This is a genomic window from Agrobacterium tumefaciens, from assembly GCF_005221385.1.
Taxonomy (GTDB): Bacteria; Pseudomonadota; Alphaproteobacteria; order Rhizobiales; family Rhizobiaceae; genus Agrobacterium; species Agrobacterium tomkonis.
Genome location: NZ_CP039903.1, coordinates 2,742,411 through 2,761,983 on the forward strand (window position 1 = coordinate 2,742,411; position 19,573 = coordinate 2,761,983).

At 59.5% G+C, this 19,573-nt stretch carries 14 protein-coding genes; 9 read left to right on the top strand and 5 right to left on the bottom strand.

Annotation, left to right across the window (positions count from 1 at the left end):
- Positions 1-135 precede the first annotated feature (135 nt).
- Positions 136-2,571, top strand: coding sequence for a DNA topoisomerase (ATP-hydrolyzing) subunit B (gyrB, locus tag CFBP6623_RS13685; RefSeq protein ID WP_046799713.1), 2,436 nt, complete (start codon positions 136-138; stop codon positions 2,569-2,571).
- A 103-nt stretch (positions 2,572-2,674) separates the two neighbouring features.
- On the opposite strand, the gene CFBP6623_RS13690 is transcribed toward gyrB, so the two are convergent.
- Positions 2,675-3,277: a nitroreductase family protein gene (locus CFBP6623_RS13690; protein ID WP_046799714.1), complete on the bottom strand. Its 603-nt coding sequence runs from the start codon at positions 3,275-3,277 to the stop codon at positions 2,675-2,677.
- A gap of 128 nt (positions 3,278-3,405) precedes the next feature.
- On the opposite strand from CFBP6623_RS13690, the gene CFBP6623_RS13695 reads away from it, so the two are divergent.
- The 8 genes from CFBP6623_RS13695 (at position 3,406) to CFBP6623_RS13730 (ending at position 11,658) form a co-directional block, all read left to right on the top strand.
- Positions 3,406-4,248: a fumarylacetoacetate hydrolase family protein gene (locus CFBP6623_RS13695; RefSeq protein ID WP_046799715.1), complete on the top strand. Its 843-nt coding sequence runs from the start codon at positions 3,406-3,408 to the stop codon at positions 4,246-4,248.
- Positions 4,249-4,374: 126 nt separating this feature from the next.
- Entirely contained in the window at positions 4,375-5,607 is a 1,233-nt protein-coding gene (locus tag CFBP6623_RS13700; protein WP_046799716.1) for a polyhydroxyalkanoate depolymerase, read from the top strand.
- A 68-nt stretch (positions 5,608-5,675) separates the two neighbouring features.
- Positions 5,676-6,443: a M48 family metallopeptidase gene (locus tag CFBP6623_RS13705; protein ID WP_046799717.1), complete on the top strand. Its 768-nt coding sequence runs from the start codon at positions 5,676-5,678 to the stop codon at positions 6,441-6,443.
- A gap of 99 nt (positions 6,444-6,542) precedes the next feature.
- Entirely contained in the window at positions 6,543-7,205 is a 663-nt protein-coding gene (locus tag CFBP6623_RS13710) for a phosphoribosylanthranilate isomerase (RefSeq protein ID WP_046799718.1), read from the top strand.
- 1 nt (position 7,206) lies between these two features.
- Entirely contained in the window at positions 7,207-8,427 is a 1,221-nt protein-coding gene (gene trpB / locus CFBP6623_RS13715) for a tryptophan synthase subunit beta (protein WP_046799719.1), read from the top strand.
- Positions 8,428-8,431: 4 nt separating this feature from the next.
- Positions 8,432-9,271 carry a tryptophan synthase subunit alpha gene (trpA, locus tag CFBP6623_RS13720; protein WP_046799768.1) on the top strand — a complete coding sequence of 280 codons (840 nt, stop codon included), beginning with the start codon at positions 8,432-8,434 and terminating at the stop codon, positions 9,269-9,271.
- A gap of 26 nt (positions 9,272-9,297) precedes the next feature.
- Positions 9,298-10,194, top strand: a complete 897-nt coding sequence (accD, locus tag CFBP6623_RS13725) for an acetyl-CoA carboxylase, carboxyltransferase subunit beta (protein WP_046799720.1) — start codon at positions 9,298-9,300, stop codon at positions 10,192-10,194.
- Positions 10,195-10,278: 84 nt separating this feature from the next.
- Positions 10,279-11,658: a bifunctional folylpolyglutamate synthase/dihydrofolate synthase gene (locus CFBP6623_RS13730; RefSeq protein WP_170979845.1), complete on the top strand. Its 1,380-nt coding sequence runs from the start codon at positions 10,279-10,281 to the stop codon at positions 11,656-11,658.
- A gap of 47 nt (positions 11,659-11,705) precedes the next feature.
- Here the strand turns inward: CFBP6623_RS13730 and trxA are convergent, their stop codons facing one another.
- The 4 genes from trxA to CFBP6623_RS13750 form a co-directional block, all read right to left on the bottom strand.
- Positions 11,706-12,026 (bottom strand): thioredoxin, encoded by a 321-nt coding sequence (trxA, locus tag CFBP6623_RS13735; RefSeq protein WP_046799722.1) that lies wholly within the window; start codon positions 12,024-12,026, stop codon positions 11,706-11,708.
- 78 nt (positions 12,027-12,104) lie between these two features.
- Positions 12,105-15,662, bottom strand: coding sequence for a double-strand break repair helicase AddA (gene addA / locus CFBP6623_RS13740; RefSeq protein WP_046799723.1), 3,558 nt, complete (start codon positions 15,660-15,662; stop codon positions 12,105-12,107).
- Positions 15,652-18,837, bottom strand: coding sequence for a double-strand break repair protein AddB (gene addB, locus CFBP6623_RS13745; protein ID WP_080841817.1), 3,186 nt, complete (start codon positions 18,835-18,837; stop codon positions 15,652-15,654). Before addB ends, addA begins: the two co-directional genes overlap by 11 nt.
- Positions 18,834-19,571 (bottom strand): nucleotidyltransferase family protein, encoded by a 738-nt coding sequence (locus CFBP6623_RS13750; protein ID WP_046799725.1) that lies wholly within the window; start codon positions 19,569-19,571, stop codon positions 18,834-18,836. Before CFBP6623_RS13750 ends, addB begins: the two co-directional genes overlap by 4 nt.
- Positions 19,572-19,573 lie beyond the last annotated feature (2 nt).

The following is a 19,573-nucleotide window of genomic DNA, read 5'->3' on the forward strand; positions in this document are numbered from 1 at the left end:
ATGCAGCATCCTGAAGCATGCGGCCTTTGGGATTGGGTGTAGAATTTCTATAGTCGCATGTCGGATTTGAGTGATTCGCTGGCTTCAGGCCTTCTCACTGGAAAACCTGGCCAGGAAACTTTGGAAAGAGTACTTATGACCGAAACATCGTCAAGCGAAGTCGGCGTTAACACGGAATACGGAGCCGATTCGATCAAGGTCCTCAAGGGTCTTGATGCCGTGCGCAAGCGGCCCGGCATGTATATCGGCGATACCGACGACGGTTCGGGCCTGCACCACATGGTCTACGAAGTGGTCGACAACGCCATCGACGAGGCGCTCGCGGGCCATGCCGATCTGGTGACGGTGACGCTGAACGCCGACGGGTCGGTGACGGTAACGGATAACGGCCGCGGCATTCCGACCGATATCCACTCTTCCGAAGGTGTTTCCGCCGCTGAAGTCATCATGACCCAGCTGCACGCGGGCGGTAAATTCGACCAGAACTCCTATAAGGTATCGGGTGGTCTGCATGGCGTGGGCGTCTCGGTGGTCAATGCGCTGTCCGTCTGGCTGAAGCTCAGAATCCGCCGTAACGGCAAGCTGCACGAAATTGGCTTCACCCATGGTGTCGCCGATGCACCGCTCTCGGTGATTGGCGAATATGAAGGCCGCTCCGGCACGGAAGTTACCTTCCTTGCAAGCCCCGAAACCTTCACCATGACGGACTATGATTACGGCACGCTGGAGCACCGTCTGCGCGAACTGGCGTTCTTGAACTCCGGTGTTCGCATTCTGCTCACCGACAAGCGCCACTCGGACGTCAAGCAGCAGGAATTGCTGTATGACGGCGGACTTGAGGCCTTCGTCCGTTATCTGGACCGCGCCAAGAAACCGCTGGTGGATAAGCCTGTTGCCATTCATGGCGAGAAGGACGGCATCACCGTCGAGGTCGCACTGTGGTGGAACGACAGCTACCACGAGAATGTGCTCTGCTTCACCAACAACATTCCCCAGCGCGATGGCGGCACCCATATGGCCGGTTTCCGCGCGGCGCTCACCCGTCAGGTCACCTCCTATGCCGATACGTCAGGCATCATGAAAAGAGAAAAGGTGAGCTTGCAGGGCGAAGACTGCCGCGAAGGCCTGACGGCCATTCTCTCTGTCAAGGTTCCTGACCCCAAGTTCTCCTCGCAGACGAAGGACAAACTTGTGTCGTCCGAAGTTCGTCCGGTCGTGGAAAGCCTCGTCAACGAAGCGCTCTCCACCTGGCTGGAAGAGCACCCTTCGGAAGCGAAAATCCTCGTCGGCAAGGTGGTGGAAGCGGCAGTCGCCCGCGAAGCCGCCCGCAAGGCGCGCGAACTGACGCGTCGCAAGGGCGCGCTCGATATTGCTTCTCTGCCCGGCAAACTTGCCGACTGCTCCGAGCGCGATCCGGCGAAATCCGAACTCTTTCTCGTTGAGGGCGACTCCGCCGGCGGTTCCGCCAAGCAGGGCCGCTCGCGTGAAACGCAGGCCATCCTGCCGCTTCGCGGTAAGATCCTCAACGTTGAGCGCGCCCGTTTCGACAAGATGTTGTCCAGCCAGGAAATCGGGACGCTGATTACCGCGCTCGGCACATCGATCGGCAAGGACGAATTCAACGCCGACAAGCTGCGTTACCACAAGATCATCATCATGACGGATGCTGACGTCGACGGCGCCCACATCCGTACCCTGCTGTTGACCTTCTTCTTCCGCCAGATGCCGGAACTGATCGAGCGCGGCCATCTCTATATCGCCCAGCCGCCGCTTTATAAGGTGACACGCGGCAAATCCGTGCAGTACCTCAAGGATGAGAAGGCGCTGGAAGAATACCTCATTTCCATGGGTCTTGAGGAAGCATCGCTGACCCTCGGCACCGGTGAGGTTCGCGTCGGCGCTGATCTTCGCGAAGTCATTCTCGATGCGCTGCGCATGCGTTCGCTGATCGATGGTCTGCATTCCCGCTACAGCCGTTCAATTGTCGAACAGGCTGCCATTGCCGGTGCGCTTAACCCGGAGCTTTCGGCCGATGCGGCCCGTGCTCAGGAAACCGTTGCCGAAGTGGCCCGGCGTCTGGACATGATTGCGGAAGAAACCGAACGCGGCTGGTCCGGCACGGTGCTGGAGGATGGCGGTCTGCGTTTCGAGCGCATGGTGCGCGGTGTCAAGGAGGTCTCGACGCTGGATATGGGACTGCTCGGTTCGGCCGATGCCCGCCATATCGATCAACTCACAGCCCGCACCCGTGAAATCTACGCCACGCCACCGGTCCTGCAACGCAAGGATGGCACCCTGGAACTGGCAGGACCACGTGCGCTTCTGGATGCGATTTTCGCCGCCGGTCGCAAGGGTCTTTCCATGCAGCGTTATAAGGGGCTCGGCGAGATGAATGCCGAGCAGCTGTGGGAAACGACGCTCGACGCCAATGTTCGCTCGCTGCTGCAGGTAAAGGTCAACGATGCGACCGATGCCGACGGCCTGTTTGCCCGCCTGATGGGTGACGAGGTGGAACCGCGCCGCGACTTCATCCAGGAAAATGCGCTCAGCGTCGCCAACCTCGACATTTAATCCTGTGGAGTGTCTCGCGTAACGATTCACGTGAAACGATAATTTAACAAAAGGCCCGGCGATCGATAATCGCCGGGCCTTTTGTTCTCTGAATTGCCTGATATCAATCGGCCTTGCCGGTGAAGCGCCCTTCGAAAGCCACCTCCGCAAGCGGCAGGCGCTTGCTCGGCACTTCCCTTTCCGCCAGATCTTCCGGGAGGACGGAACTGTCGGTTAGCGTACCGATGGCAATCCCGGCTTCCACCTTGTAGCCTTCAGGAATATCCAGCGCTTCAACGATCCTGTCCTTCAGGATGCCACCCATGCCGTGGGCATGATAACCGAGCAGATGCGCCTGCATCGCGAGTGAAAACCATGCAGCACCAGCATCGAAGGAATGGGTCGCTGAAGGTTTTTTCTCGCCTTCGCGGGAGATATTATAGTCCCGCGAAACGACGAACAGCAGCACCGAGGCATTTTTTGCCCAGCGCTGGTTTCCCTCCATCAGCAGTTCCACGAAGAGCGGCCAGTCTTCGCTGTCCTTATGGGCATAGACAAATCGCCATGGCTGCAGGTTGGATGCCGAGGGCGCCCAGTGGGCCGCATCCAGAATGGTCAGCAGGTGTTCCTGCGATATGGCGCTGCCATCAAAGGCGCGCGGAGACCAGCGGTCGAGGAAGAGGGGATCGACGGGATATTCAGATTGCCGGGAGTTGCTGTTCGTCACGGGCCGTGTCCTTTTGATTGACGGGAAGGAAAAGGTATTTTTCAAAACTTGGCGCAGTCAAGGGGTGACAAGGATGAATGCATCGTTCATATATGCATCATCTTGTCTGACAACCGGGAGAGAGTTCCATGAAATTGATGCGCGTTGGCCAGCCCGGCCAGGAAAAACCTGCCATTCTCGACGCGGAAGGAAAAGTCCGCGATCTGTCCGCCCACGTGAAGGATATCGGCGGCGACGCCATCTCGCCCGAAGGCCTCAAGAAGATTGCCGCCATTGATCTCGGCACGCTGCCGGTACTGAGCGAGGAGCGTATCGGCGCCTGCGTTGCGGGAACCGGGAAGTTCATCTGCATCGGCCTCAATTTCTCCGACCATGCTGCCGAAACAGGTGCGACCGTACCGCCGGAGCCTGTCATTTTCATGAAGGCGACCTCGGCCATCGTCGGTCCGAACGATGACGTCACCATTCCGCGCGGTTCCGAAAAGACCGACTGGGAAGTCGAGCTTGGTGTAGTCATCGGCAAGACCGCCAAATATGTCTCGGAAGCGGATGCCCTCGACTACGTCGCCGGTTATTGTGTTTCCCACGATGTTTCCGAGCGCGCTTTCCAGACGGAGCGTGCCGGGCAGTGGACCAAGGGTAAGTCCTGCGACACCTTCGGCCCCATCGGCCCCTGGCTGGTGACGAAGGACGAAGTCGCGGATCCGCAGAACCTCGGCATGTGGCTGAAGGTGAATGGCCAGACCATGCAGGATGGCTCCAGCAAGACCATGGTTTACGGCGTCGCCCATGTGGTTTCCTATCTCAGCCAGTTCATGTCGCTGCATCCCGGCGACGTCATCTCCACTGGCACGCCCCCCGGCGTCGGCATGGGTCAGAAGCCGCCACGTTATCTGAAGGCTGGCGATGTCGTGGAACTCGGCATTGAAGCCCTCGGTTCCCAGAAGCAGACTTTCGTTGCCGACATCTGATTGCCGTCGGGCATTCAACTGAAATTGAGGCGTCGGCGGGAAACTGCCGGCGCCTTCGATTTTGTGCACATGCGAAAAGCTGCTATGGTCAAAAAAAGAGCTTGATCCGCGAGGGAGGCGTCATCAGTGTTCTACCATCTTTATGAAATGAACCATGCGGCCATGATGCCGCTGCGTGCCGGTGCCGATATGATGCGCCAGGCCTGCAACAATCCGCTCAACCCGCTTTTCAGCACTGCCTTCGGGCGAAGCCTCGATGCCGGTTTCGAGGTGTTCGAGCGCCTGACCCGCCGTTACGTAAAGCCCGAATTTGGTCTTGGCAGCACGACTATTGATGGCCAGAGCGTCACTGTCGCGGAAGAGATCGTATGGTCGCGCCCGTTCTGCAATCTCGTTCATTTCAGAAGAGAACTCGATGCGGCCCGCCAGTCCGATCAGAAGGTGCTGCTGGTTGCGCCCATGTCCGGTCACTATGCCACCCTGCTGCGCGGGACGGTAGAGGCCCTGTTGCCCTCAGCGGATATCTACATCACCGATTGGACGGATGCCCGCACGGTGCCCGTGAGTGAGGGGACTTTCGATCTCGACGATTACATCAGCTATGTCATTGAGATGTTGCGGCAGATTGGTCCGGGCGCGCATGTAGTCGCCGTGTGTCAGCCATCCGTGCCGGTTCTGGCCGCCGTTTCCCTGATGGAAGCGGATGAAGATCGTTTCGCGCCGGCATCCATGACGCTGATGGGCGGGCCAATCGATACGCGCATCAATCCCACCGCCGTCAATGGTCTCGCCAAGGCCAAGCCGATTGAATGGTTCCGCGACAACGTCGTCATGCAGGTGCCGTGGCCGCAGCCGGCCTTTGGCAGAAATGTCTATCCCGGCTTCCTGCAACTGTCCGGTTTCATGTCCATGAACCTCGACAAGCACATGACGGCGCACAAGGATTTTTACCTCAACCTCGTCAAGAATGATGGTGATTCCGCCGAAAAACACCGCGAATTTTACGATGAATATCTGGCCGTCATGGATTTGACGGCGGAGTTCTATCTGCAGACGGTGGAAACGGTCTTCATCGAACATGCGCTTCCAAAGGGAAGTATGGTTCACCGGGGCAGGGCGGTCGATCCTGCCGCAATTCGCAATGTCGCATTGTTCACTGTGGAAGGTGAAAATGACGATATCTCCGGCGTCGGCCAGACAAAGGCCGCCCATGATCTTTGCCGGAACATCCCAGATGAAAAACGCGCGCACTATATGCAACCCGATGTCGGCCACTACGGCGTGTTCAACGGTTCGCGGTTCCGCAAGGAAATCGTGCCACGCATGCTGGATTTCATCCGCAAACACCAGACCGCATAGGGTAAGACGGCAGGTGGTGACGCGCATTTGCATGGCCAAACCGGCGGCGAATCGGCTATGAACAGCGCATGTTTTCGCTCTTCGGAAAATCCGTGAAATCGCCAGTGGCCAAAAAGGCCGCACCCAGCCAGCGCACTGTCGCCGTGGCGGGCAGACAGGTGCCGATCACGGTAAGGGAAAACCCGCGCGCCACCCGCATTACCCTGCGTATTGAACCCGGTGGCCGGGCACTGAAGCTGACGATCCCGATGGGACTTCACCATGGCCAGGTTGATGATTTTCTCGAAAGGCATCAAGGCTGGCTGGAAGGCAAGCTTCTGAAATTCAACCCCGATGACGGTCTGCGTCCCGGCGCGACCATCGATATTCGCGGCATACCCCACCGCATAGACCATACCGGCAGCCTGCGCGGCCTGACCCATGTTTCTAAAGACGCGGACGGCGCGGCCATTCTGAAAGTCAGCGGTGCGCCGGAACATCTGAGACGGCGGATCGCAACTTTCCTGAAAAAAGAAGCGAAGGCCGATCTGGAAAGACTGGTTGCGGTTCATGCGCGTGCGGCCGGCCGGCCGGTGCGTTCCATCAGCATGAAGGATACCCGCAGCCGCTGGGGCTCCTGTTCCCATGATGGCAACCTGAGTTTCTCCTGGCGCATTGTCATGGCTCCGGAAAAGGTCATCGATTATCTCGCCGCCCATGAGGTCGCGCATCTCAGGGAAATGAACCACGGCCCGAAATTCTGGGCTTTATGTGAAAAGCTTTGCCCGCACACGGAAGAAGCCAAGGGTTGGCTGAAACGCCATGGCTCTAAACTCCACGCCATCGATTTCGATTGAAACCGGAGACGCGGATCGCCATCTGGATTCACGTGAAACATTCCATAGACGAATGCGATTTGGCTCGACTCTCGTCGCATTTCATGTCAGGTCGCGGGTATGAAACCGGATATCAAGATTTGCGGATTGAAGACACCGGAAGCGCTGGAGCGCGCCGTCAGGCGCGGTGCGTCCCATGTCGGTTTTATCTTCTTTGAAAAAAGCCCGCGCAACATCGAGCCCGATATCGCTGGCAGGCTGGCGGACGACGTCCGTGGCGCCGCCAAGGTTGTTGCCGTCACCGTCAATGCTGATAATGATTATCTCGATGAGATCGTCGATCTCGTAAAACCGGATATCTTGCAATTGCACGGCAGCGAAAGCCCGGAGCGACTGCTGAATATCAAGGCGCTATATGGCCTGCCTGTCATGAAGGCCATTTCCATTCGTGATGCCGCTGATCTTGCCAAAATCGACCCTTATATCGGCATCGCCGACCGTTTCCTGCTGGATGCCAAGGCGCCTGCCGGCTCTGACCTGCCGGGCGGCAACGGTGTTTCCTTCGACTGGACCATCCTTCGCTCTCTTGACGGAAGTGTGGATTACATGCTTTCCGGAGGGCTGAACAAGGACAATGTCGCTGAAGCTCTGGCGGAGACCAGGGCGAGCGGATTAGATTTATCGTCCGGTGTCGAAAGCGCACCGGGCGTCAAGGATCTGGCCATGATCGACGCATTTTTTGATGTGGTGAATGATTGGTCAAAAGGCCCAAAGGGAGCTTGAAGTGAACGACGCGCCAACACCCAATTCTTTCCGCGCTGGTCCCGATGAGGACGGCCGTTTCGGCATTTACGGAGGTCGCTTCGTTGCCGAAACGCTGATGCCGCTCATTTTGGATTTGCAGGCGGAATGGGACAAGGCTAAGGACGATCCCGAATTTCAGGCGCAACTGAAATATCTCGGCGCCCATTACACCGGCCGCCCGAGTCCGCTTTATTTCGCGGAGCGCCTGACCGCGGAACTCGGCGGCGCGAAGATTTATTTCAAGCGCGAAGAGCTGAACCACACTGGCTCGCATAAGATCAACAATTGTCTCGGCCAGATCCTGCTTGCCAAGCGCATGGGCAAGACCCGCATCATCGCCGAAACCGGTGCCGGCCAGCACGGAGTTGCCTCAGCCACCGTTGCCGCACGTTTCGGCCTGCCTTGCGTCGTTTACATGGGCGCGACCGATGTCGCACGTCAGGCCCCGAACGTGTTCCGCATGAAGCTCCTCGGTGCCGAAGTGAAGCCGGTGACGGCTGGCCACGGCACCCTGAAGGACGCCATGAACGAGGCGCTACGCGACTGGGTCACCAATGTCGACGATACATACTATCTGATCGGCACCGCCGCCGGCCCGCATCCCTATCCGGAAATGGTCCGTGATTTCCAGGCTGTCATCGGCGAGGAAGCCAAGGCGCAGATGCTGGAGGCGGAAGGCCGCCTGCCGGATCTGGTCGTGGCGGCTGTCGGCGGCGGCTCGAATGCCATCGGCATTTTCCACCCGTTCCTCGATGACAAGAATGTCCGCATCGTCGGCGTCGAAGCGGGTGGCAAGGGCCTTTCGGGCGACGAGCACTGCGCTTCCATCACCGCCGGGTCGCCCGGTGTTCTGCACGGCAACCGCACCTATCTGCTTCAGGACGAGGACGGCCAGATCAAGGAAGGCCACTCCATTTCCGCCGGTCTCGATTATCCCGGCATCGGCCCTGAACATTCCTGGCTGAATGATATCGGCCGTGTCGAATATGTGCCGATCATGGACCATGAAGCGCTGGACGCTTTCCAGATGCTGACCCGCCTTGAAGGCATCATTCCGGCACTGGAGCCGAGCCACGCATTGGCTGAGGTCATCAAGCGCGCGCCGAAGATGGGCAAGGATGAGATCATCCTGATGAACCTGTCCGGTCGCGGCGACAAGGATGTCCACACCGTCAGCAAGTTCCTTGGAATGGATGTATAAGACCATGACCGCACGTATGGACAAGCGCTTCGCCGATCTGCGCGCTGAAAATCGCCCGGCCCTGATCACCTATTTCATGGGTGGTGACCCGGATTTCGCAACCTCGCTCGGCATCATGAAGGCGCTGCCGGAAGCCGGTGCCGACATTATCGAGCTTGGCATGCCGTTTTCCGATCCCATGGCGGACGGCCCGGCAATCCAGCTGGCCGGACAACGTGCACTCAAAGGCGGCCAGACGCTGAAAACCACGCTCGATCTCGCCCGCGAGTTCCGCAGGCAAGACGATGCGACCCCGATCGTGATGATGGGATATTACAATCCGATCTATATTTACGGCGTCGACAGGTTTCTGGAAGATGCGCTGGCAGCCGGCGTCGATGGTCTGATCGTGGTCGATCTGCCGCCGGAAATGGATGACGAGCTTTGCGTTCCGGCTCTTGAGCGGGGTGTGAATTTCATCCGTCTCGCCACGCCGACGACGGATGGCAAGCGTCTGCCTGCCGTTCTTAAAAATACCTCAGGTTTCGTTTATTATGTCTCGATGAACGGTATTACCGGTTCCGCGCTGCCCGATCCCTCGTTGATCTCGGGCGCGGTCGGTCGTATCAAGGCGCATACGGAACTGCCGGTTTGTGTCGGTTTTGGTGTCAAGACGGCCGATCATGCGAAAGCGATCGGTGCTGTGGCGGATGGTGTGGTGGTCGGTTCGGCCATCGTCAACCAGATTGCCGGCAGCCTGACCAAGGACGGGCAGGCGACCGCAGATACCGTGCCGGCCGTCACGACGCTGGTAAAGGGACTTTCAACGGGCGTGCGTGCGTCGCGCCTTGCCGCTGCGGAATAAGCGCGGCTCAGTCAAGGAGTAATTGATTGAACTGGATCACCAATTACGTTCGGCCCCGGATCAATTCCATGCTTGGCCGCCGTCCGGAGGTTCCGGAGAACCTGTGGATCAAGTGCCCGGAAACGGGCGAGATGGTCTTCCACAAGGATCTCGAGGATAACAAGTGGGTTATCCCGGCCTCGGGTTATCACATGAAGATGCCGGCAAAGGCGCGTCTCGTCGATCTTTTCGATGGCGGTGTCTATGAGGCTCTGCCGCAGCCGAAGGTGGCGCAGGACCCATTGAAGTTCCGCGATTCCAAGAAATACACCGATCGCCTGCGTGACAGCCGCACGAAGACCGAGCAGGAAGATACGATCCTTGCCGGCGTCGGCCTCCTGAAAGGCCTGAAGATCGTTGCCGTCGTGCATGAATTCCAGTTCATGGGGGGCTCTCTGGGCATTGCTGCCGGCGAAGCCATCGTCAAGGCATTCGAGCGCGCCATTTCCGAGCGTTGCCCGCTCGTCATGTTCCCGGCCTCCGGTGGGGCCCGCATGCAGGAAGGCATTCTTTCGTTGATGCAGCTTCCGCGTACGACCGTTGCAGTGAATATGCTGAAAGAAGCCGGCATGCCCTACATCGTGGTTCTGACGAACCCGACGACCGGTGGTGTGACCGCTTCCTATGCCATGCTGGGCGATGTTCATATCGCCGAGCCGGGTGCGGAAATCTGCTTCGCCGGCAAGCGTGTGATCGAGCAGACCATTCGCGAAAAGCTGCCGGAAGGTTTCCAGACATCGGAATATCTTCTGGAGCACGGCATGGTCGACATGGTGATCGACCGTCGCGAAATCCCGGATACGCTGGCCAATCTGCTTAAGATCATGACCAAGGCGCCTGCTGACAACGCAAACGCTGTCGTACCGCTGGCCGCTTCGGCCTGAGCAAAAATATGTCGCCCGAAGGCCTGAACGGCCTTCGGGATGATGCTATACGTTGCATGATTTCATCTTTGGTGCGGCGGACAAATGGCAAGCAAAACGCCTGAAAGGCGAACAGAAGACATGACGAAGCCCGCGATCAGTGAGGCCGAGAAGATCATTGAAGAGCTGATGCAGCTCCACCCCAAGGGGTTCGATCTTTCACTCGACAGAATTTCCCGTCTTCTCGAAAAACTCGGAAATCCCCAGAAGAGGATGCCGCCCGTTATTCATGTGGCAGGCACGAACGGCAAGGGTTCGGTCACGGCCTTTTGTCGTGCTTTACTGGAGGCCGCAGGTCTTTCCGTCCACGTCCATACCTCTCCGCATCTCGTGAACTGGCATGAACGGTATCGCATCGGCGTTACCGGCAATAAGGGTCAGTATGTCGAGGACGAGGTCTTTGCGGATGCGCTACGCCGTATTGAAGCTGCCAATGGCGGCCAGATGATAACGGTTTTCGAAATTCTGACCGCCGCAATGTTCGTACTCTTTGCGGAACAGCCCGCTGATGCCGCCGTCGTCGAGGTTGGTCTGGGCGGCCGCTTTGATGCGACCAATGTAATCAACAATCCTGCCGTGTCGGTCATCATGCCGATCTCGCTGGACCACCAGGCCTATCTCGGTGACCGCGTGGAGCTAATCGCCGCCGAAAAGGCCGGGATCATGAAGTCGGGTTCCCCCGTCGTCATCGGCCATCAGGAATATGATGCGGCTCTGGAAACGCTCGTCGCCACGGCGGAGCGGCTCGGCTGCCCGGTGGCAGTCTACGGGCAGGATTTTTCCGCCCATGAAGAATTCGGCCGCATGGTCTATCAGGATGAATACGGTCTGACCGATGCGCCGCTGCCGCGGCTTCCCGGCCGCCACCAGCTTGCCAATGCCGCCGCCGCGATCCGTGCCGTCAAGGCCGCCGGTTTTGAGGTAACGGAGCGGATGATCGAAAAGGCCATGACGTCAGTGGAGTGGCCCGGCCGTCTTCAGCGCATCCTGACCGGCAAAATCGCTGAAATGGCTCCGAAGGATTCGGAAATCTGGGTCGATGGCGGTCACAACCCCGGTGCGGGTGAAGTCATTGCCGAGGCGATGGCGGGGTTCGAGGAGAAGACACCACGGCCGCTGTTCATCATCGCCGGTATGATCAATACCAAGGATCCGGTGGGCTATTTCAAGGCTTTCGCCGATATTGCCGAATATGTCTTCACCGTGCCGATCGGCGGCACGGATGCGGCGATTGATCCTGTCGTGCTCGCCCATGCGGCCTTCGATGCCGGGCTGGTCGCGGCACCGACCTCGTCTCTTACCGAGGCGCTGGATGAGCTTTCCCGCCGCTTCGATCCGGATGGGCCACCGCCGCGCATCCTGATCGGTGGATCGCTTTATCTTGCCGGAAATGCGCTTGCATTGAACGGCACGGTTCCCCAATAAAAAAGCCCGGCAGTGATGCCGGGCTTTTTTCATTCCAAAAAAATGGCTTATGCGGCGCCGGAAATCCAAGCGGAAAGCGCTGTCTTGGGTGCAGCACCTACCTTGATATCGGCCACTTCGCCGCCCTTGAACATGGCGAGCGTCGGGATCGAGCGAACGCCGAACTTGGCGGCCAATTCCGGGTTTTCATCGATGTTGAGCTTTGCAACCTTGACCTTGCCGGCAAGCTCAGATGCAATTTCTTCAAGGCTCGGCGCGATCATCTTGCACGGGCCGCACCATTCGGCCCAGAAATCCACCACAACGGGTTCGGCGGATTCGAGGACTTCGGACTGGAAGTTGGCGGCGTCGACTTTTACGGTAGCCATATCTGGCTCTCCTTTCAGCTAAACTTTTCCGCTATCGCATGTGATGCGGGCGCGTCGGAATTTCAATGCCCCGGTATCTCACTTTGTCTTTATTGCGGCAAGAGCCTCTCTCATCGCATCATCGCCAACCGTCACAAAACTGGCATTTTCCGTATAGATCAGCGCGCAGACAAATTCCTTGCCGGGATAAAGCGGTGCCAGAATTTCCCGATAGATGGCAAGCTGCGCTACGTGGGAATAGGGGATCTCACGTGCTTCACGTGGAGGAACGCGGTTCGTTTTGAAATCCACCAGAATGACGCGGTCGCCATTCACCGCCAGCCGGTCGATACGGCCGGACACCGCATATTGCTGTCGGCCGATCGTCATCGTGCCCATGATCGATATTTCCGCACGGCTGTTGGCGGAAAAGGCCGGTTGCACCACCGGTTCGGACAGAACCCGCAAGACCGCCCGTATCAGATACTCGCGCTCGTCGGGAGGCCAGAAACGGGCTGCCCGTTCAGCATAACGCCGCGCCGCGGCTTCCCGTTCACTCTCGGCAAAATCGGGCAGGGCCTGCAGCATGCGATGCACCAGTCGGCCCCGTTGCAACGCCAGAGAGGAGACATCGGCTTTTTCGCCAAACAGCGGTGAACGCACGGCAAGATCGTCCGCGCCGTCATCGATGATGGTGCCCGCACCGGAAGGGCTTAGCGGTCTGGGCAGAGAGGGCAGGGCCGGCAAGGGGGCAAGAAGTCCCGCCGGAAGAGTGTAATCTTCATCTCGCTGCGGTTCTGGCACAGTCTGCGGGGCAAGTGTCGAGCGAGCTTCGGACTTGCGCCAGACAAGCCCCTGCCATTCCTCGCCATCGGCTACGAACTGCTGCGGCTGGCAGTGATCCTGATTATCGGCAAGCGCCGCCTTGACGATGGCGTGCCAGCATTCCGGGTTTTCTTTCTGGCCACGATAACCGCAAACGACCAGATGATCGGCGGCGCGGGTCATCGCCACATACAGCAGCCGTCGATATTCGTCTTCCGCGGCCGTCTTCAGGCGCTCCTCATCCGAGCGAATGAGATGATTGGAAAAGCCGCTGCCGGGCAGCCAGACCGGGACTGTGTCCCCATCCGCTTCTATGAAGCGCAGTTTCGGCACATGGCTGTGGTTGAAGGCTTTCGAACCACCATCGACGACAAAAACGACCGGTGCTTCGAGGCCCTTGGAGGCATGTACGGTCATGATCCGTACTTCGCCACGATCCTTGTCCTGCTCGCGCTTCACTTCAGGCGAATCAGTCTCCAGAACGGACAGAAAAGCCTGCAGGCCGGGCAGGCCTGTCCTTTCGTGGTCCAGCGCAAAGGACAGGAACTCGTCCAGAACATCGCTCGCCTCATTGCCAAGCCGGCCGAGGAATTTTTTGCGCCCATCATGCAGCGTCAGAACCGCCGCGAAGAAATCATGCACGGTGGCCGTTTTCGAAAGCGCGATGAAACCGCCCAGCTTACCGACAACGGGGGAAAGGTGACTGTTTTCTTCCCGCGAAAGGACCTGTAACCTTTGCCATACGCTCTCCGTCTCCGATCGCGTCGCGGCGATCTCGAAGACATCATCTTCCGTCAGGTTGAAGAGCGGGCTCTTCAACAGCGCGGCAAGCGAAAGATCATCCTCCGGCAGCACCACGAAACGGCCGAGCGCCAGAAGGTCCTGCACGGCAATGTGGTCAGTCAGGCGAAGGCGATCTGCACCGGCAACGGGAATATTCTTGCGCCGTTTCAGCTCGCGGGTCAGCGCATTGACGAAGGCGTGGCGTTTTCTGACCAGCACCAGAATGTCGCCCGGCTCGACAGCACGCTCGACGCCCTTTTCAATGATGGTCTCGCTTCCGATCATCTCGGCGATGCGTGCGGCGATCCTTCGGGCGACGATGGTGGCCGGAGCGCTTTCCCGCAGCGCATCGAAGGGCGCTGTCCAATCCTCTTCGTCTTCGGCGGTTTCCGGTGCCACCATGTCCCAAACTTCCACGGTGCCGGGATGGCCGGCGCGGTTGGATCGGTGTTCCACCGGCTCGTTATCGGCGCTAAGACCGCTGGCGTTATTCGGATCTGAAAAGACCTGATCGACGGCGGCCAGCACATCCTCCGTGGACCGGAAGGACAGCGGCAGGCGGATGCGGTGAAACGCCTGCTCCACGGAATCCACGCGCCTTTTGGTCTCTTCGCGCTCCTGCGAAAACCGTTCCGGCCGCGCGCCCTGGAAGGAATAGATCGACTGTTTTTCATCGCCCACGGCAAACAGCGTGCGCCGCCCCATGCGGGCGCTCTCGCCCGTGAAGAAATCCGCAGCCAGCGACTGGATGATCGACCATTGTACCGGGCTGGTATCCTGCGCCTCGTCGACGAGAATATGGTCGATGCCCTGATCCAGCTTGTAATGCACCCAAGCGCCGGCCGTATCGCGGTTGAGGAGGTTGGCCGCGCGCTCGATCAGGTCTTCGAAATCGAGCTGGCTTCGCTGTTTTTTCAGGTCTTCGAAATCGCCGATCAGCCTCTCTGCCAGAACAAGGGCGCATTTTGTCGCCGCCAGCATCCGCACCAGACGATATCGGTTGCGGCAGGAGACAACATGGTCCCGCGCAAGCGTCAGCGCATCGACAAGATCAGGGGCGGATTTCTGCATCCCCTTGTTGATGACATAGGCATCCGATTTTTTCTCACCCTTGGCCGTCAGCAGCGCGGCCTCGATGAACTCCATACGCCGCACTGGGTCCGACTGCCGTTTCGCTTCCCGCAGCGCATAAGCAACATCGATGACGCGCGATCCGCCCACCTCGTCGGCAAGCGTCAGATAGGTGTCGAGCGCAAGGCCGGAAAGACCGGGCAGGGGCCAGAAGGCCGCCGCCGCCGTTTCCTCGGTTTCCTCATGATCGATCTGCATCGCCTGCCGCAAACGGGCATCGATGCCGCCGGATTGTTTTGCCTGGAGCAGAAAGGCGCGAAGGGCGCTGCGATTGGCGATGATGGCGGAGAGCAGAGATTCCAGCCCGCTTTCGTCGGCAAGATCGAGCACATAGGCAAGCGCCTGCGCCAGTTCCGTGTCGCCTCCTGTCGAAACCGCCGTCAGAAGAGAGCGGCGGGCCTCGGCCAGCAGGGTCGTGGCGGCGCGGTCATCGAGAACGGAAAAATGGCCCGCTACATTGGCTTCCAGTGGAAACTGATGCAGCAGAGCCTCGCAGAAAGCGTGAATGGTCTGGATTTTCAGCCCGCCCGGCGTTTCCAGCGCCTTGGCGAATAGCCGCCGCGCTTCAGCAAGCTTTATGCGATCTGGCGCTTTGCCTTCGATAGCGGTGATGCGATCCCTAAGATCGGAATCCGGCAACGTTGCCCATTCCGCCAGCCGGTCGAAGACACGGCTGGACATTTCAGACGCGGCAGCCTTGGTATAGGTGAGGCACAAAATCGCCGAGGGGCGGCATCCGGCCAGAAGCAGGCGGATGACGCGCTGGGTCAGCACATGGGTCTTGCCGGAGCCGGCATTGGCTGACACCCATGCGGAACTGGACGGATCAGAGGCAAGCCGCTGCCGGGCGCTGGTCCAGTCGATCCAGCTTTCCGGCGTGTCGGCGGCGGGGCCGTGATCGACAGGATCAATCGTCATCGCCGTCTCCCGGTTCCGCCGTTGACCATTCCGAAACACGGGCGAGGTGGTCATATTCCCCGCCATAGGATTGTTGCTCTTCCGGCACCAGCCGCGAGGCGAAACCGTTCTCGCCTTCGCGCAGCGAGCGCACGAATTTGGCGAGCTGCTCGATCGATTCCGTTGCCAGTTCGATAGCCGATTTCGGCGGTCTTTTACCGCTGCGGCTGGAATGTTCGTTATTGACCTGGTCGGCAAAAAAACGATCGCCCGGCCGCAGGCGCACATAGATAAGGTTTTCCGGTGTTGGCGATCCGGCTTCGCGGAAGGCCCCGCGCATCAGCGCCGCCGCTTCCAGCGCCAGCTGTGGGTCAAGCAGCGCGCGCGCCTGATTGACGGATGGCGCAAGCCCGGTCTTGTAATCGATAATATCCGCGTGACCGTTTGACTTGATGTCGATGCGATCGGCAATTCCGGTCAGCCTTATACCCGCCTCGGCGATTTCCTGCCCGGCGCGTGCCTCGAAAAAACTATGGCGAATGGATGGGTGCCGGTCCTTTTCCCAGTCGATGAAGGCGCGTGCCACCGCCGCAAAACGTGGCCGCCAGATGACATCCACATGCGGCGGCAGGTTTTCCGCGTCAAAACATTCGTCCAGAATGCGCTGCATGGCCTCGAGCGAAGCCGGCGTGCCGGGGATGTGTCCCTCACGCGAATAGCGCTCGATGATCGCGTGATAGAGCGTGCCGCGATCGGCGGCGCTTGGATCGCGATTGAAGGGCTCGAGCGGGTCGAGCTTCAGGATACGCCGCGCATAGATCGAATAGGGATCGCGCCGTAACCGCCCCACTTCGCTGAAGGAATAACGGGTTGGCTGCAGATCAGCCGGCGGCCTGGGGGCAGGGCGCTTTGCCGCATCCTGATCGATGCTTTCATCCATTAGACCGGCCCAATGCCGATACGTCTCGCCGCGCTTCTTCAATTCTCCGGCAAAATCCTCACCACCCAGTGCCAGCAATCGTTGCAGCCATCTCGAAGCGACGGCAGGGGTGGAGCCCTGCCTCAGCGCCCGGGTGTAAAAGATCTGCCGGGTGCCGTTCGCCATCTCAAAGTCATGCGCCAGCTGGCCGATGCGCCGTTCCGGCGGCTCCAGTCCGATCGCTGTCTTCATGGTTCGGGACAAGAATGGGTTATTCGCCGTCTGGCCCGGCCAGAGGCCTTCATTGAGGCCGCCAATCACAACTGTATCGACGCTTTGCAGCCGCGCTTCGAGCGCACCGAAGATAAAGATGCGCGGATGACGCATGGATCGCGGCTTGATCGATTCTCCGGCAACCAGCGCCGCAAATATGTCAGCCCATTGTGGCCCATCCGCATCGAGGATTTCGCCGCTTTCCATCAATTCGCCGAACAGGCCGGAAAGCGTGTCACCAGCCTCGCCGGACCAGAGCGCAGCAAGATCATTGTTTTCATCCGCACAGATCGCTTCGATCACGCGGCCTGTCCGCTCCGCCCAATGGGAGAGCGGCAGTTTGTCGGTAAAGGCCCGGCCGGATCGATCGCGACGGACGAAGGCAGAGCCAAGCGGCTCGGTTGCAACGGCGATCCGCTGCGCCAGATCGCGCGCTGCTTCAAGGCTTCCTTCCGGCAATGCCAGCCGCCAGGCAGGTGGGTGCCGATCATCGCGCTGCGCCAGCAGCTGTGCCTCCAGAACCGCTTCCAGATTACCGATTTCGGTTTCGACGCGGCCGCCACGCAGTGCTATGAGTTCCAGCGCTTTCGAGGCTTGTGTGAAAGCTGCCTCGGAAAGCCCGAAACGGGAGAGTGGATGCTTTAGGAGTGAAATGATCGGCACCGGGTCTCCGGGCCTCAGGATCGCTTCCAGCGCCAGTTGCGTCAGTCCGGCCTGCGGTGTGGCAGAAAGTGGCGTACCCGCCGAATCGTCGGCCTCTATGCCAAAGCGCTGCAGTTCCGTCGCCACCCGCCGCGCCAATCCACGGTCGGGTGTTATCAGTGCTGCCTGCGAAGGACGTCCGGCACCCGGAGCTTCCAGCGCCAGCCTGAGCGCCACCGCGATGGCGGTTGCCTCTTCGCGCTCGTTGGCGGCTTCTATCAGTGTGGCCGCTGCAAAAGCCTCATCGAAGAAACCGGGGTCCCTGTCTTCGCGCCACCGGTTCCAGTCGCTGGTGGACTTGGCCGGCGCGAGCGCCGCCGAAAATACGGCCGCGCGTTTTTCAAGATCGCTATCTATGGCTCCGATCTGATCCACGTCGTCGCGTAGGATGCCGAGCTTCTGCAGCAGCATATAGAGCCCGTATTGCGAATGGGTGCGGCTCGAAGGGTCGGTCGGGTCCTCGGCAATTGCCTCCCATTGCTCCTCTGACATGGCAAGATCAAGCCCCGGAAGCACGACGACGCCCTGCGGCAAGGCTGCAACGGCGGCGATGAGGTCGGCAGCGGCCGGAATGGAGCCCGTAGACCCGGCCACGATGATCGGTCCGGTATCCGGCAAATTGGCAAGCCGGTTTGCCTCGGCCCGTAAGATGCCGTTTCGATGCCGGCCGGCCGAGGAGCGGTTGAGTTCAGCAAGGCGCGCGGGCCAGAAGACGCTGGCAATCTTCAGGAAATCCGCCGTCAGCTGCCACCATTGCGCATGTTCGCCGGTATCGAGATGCTGAAGCGCTTCCCAATCCTTTTCTTCCGTATCCATGGCATCAATCACCTCGCCAAGCGCACGCGCCAGCCATATGGCGTCCGCAGGGCTGGCGGGAGCGACGAGCGGCGAATCCGAATGGATCGCCCGGATGGCGTCCGGCAGGCTGTTGCGCCAGGCCAGAATAAGACGCGCCAGTTCGATCAGCCGGCCGGTGCCGGAAATCGGTGGCGCGAGATCCATGATTTCAGGATTTTCGATCTCGAAGAAGCCGCTATCGTCATCCGTTTCGCCGAGCGGCCGGATCAGCGGCAGGATGGCGGAACGGCCGCCCAGAAGATCGACGAATTCCGAGCGCAGCACGCGGGCGGAACGCCGCGTCGGCACATAGATCGTCACCTTGGCCAGTGAAAGCGGATCGGCCGGGTCATATCTATAGCCGGCTGTCAGTGTCCCGTCACACAGCGTTTCCGCGAGCGTTTTGAGGAACGGTGTTCCCGCAGCGATCGTCAGGACGCGCTTTTCGGGGCGGGACGTCGTCATGCCGAGCGTTTTTCCCTGAATTGCCGGATGATGTTTTCTGCGTCTTCTATCGCATCGGGCGTGCCGACGGTGATCCAGTGTCCGTCAAGCGAAATCCCGGAAAGCCGGTCTTTTTTAATGGCGCGGTCGAAATAGATGTTGAGGTTGAAGGCATCCGCCGGCGCATCATCAAGTAGGCGCGAATCCATGGCGATGGCGCCGGCATAAACCACCGGGTTTGGGTCGCCATCGCAATACCGCACCAATTTACCGTCGTCAGAAAGGTTGAAATCTCTTTTGCCGTTATGACCGGTGGTACGATCCATATCGACACAGAGCAGGGCCATATCCATGCGCTCCGGATCGAAGAATTGCGCAAGCTTGCGCAGGTTGCTGACCGCATTCAATTGCTCGCCGATCCAGAATAGATCGGCATTCATGACGAAGACCGGGCCGGGTTCCAGAAGCTTCAGACCCTTGGCAAGCCCGCCGCCGGAATTCATCAGCTGCGCCCGCTCGTCGGAGATCAGAATTTTGGCGTCGGAGCGGTGCTCCAGATGGGCGATCATCTGGTCCGCATGGTGATGCACATTGACAACGATCATCTCCGCCCCGGCTTCCACAAGGGCGTCGAGCGCATAGTCGATCATCGGCTTGCCGGCGATCTTGACGAGCGGCTTCGGGATCGTATCGGTGATCGGGCGCATCCGCGTGCCAAGCCCCGCGGCCAGCACCATCGCGTTTTTGATCGTCATCG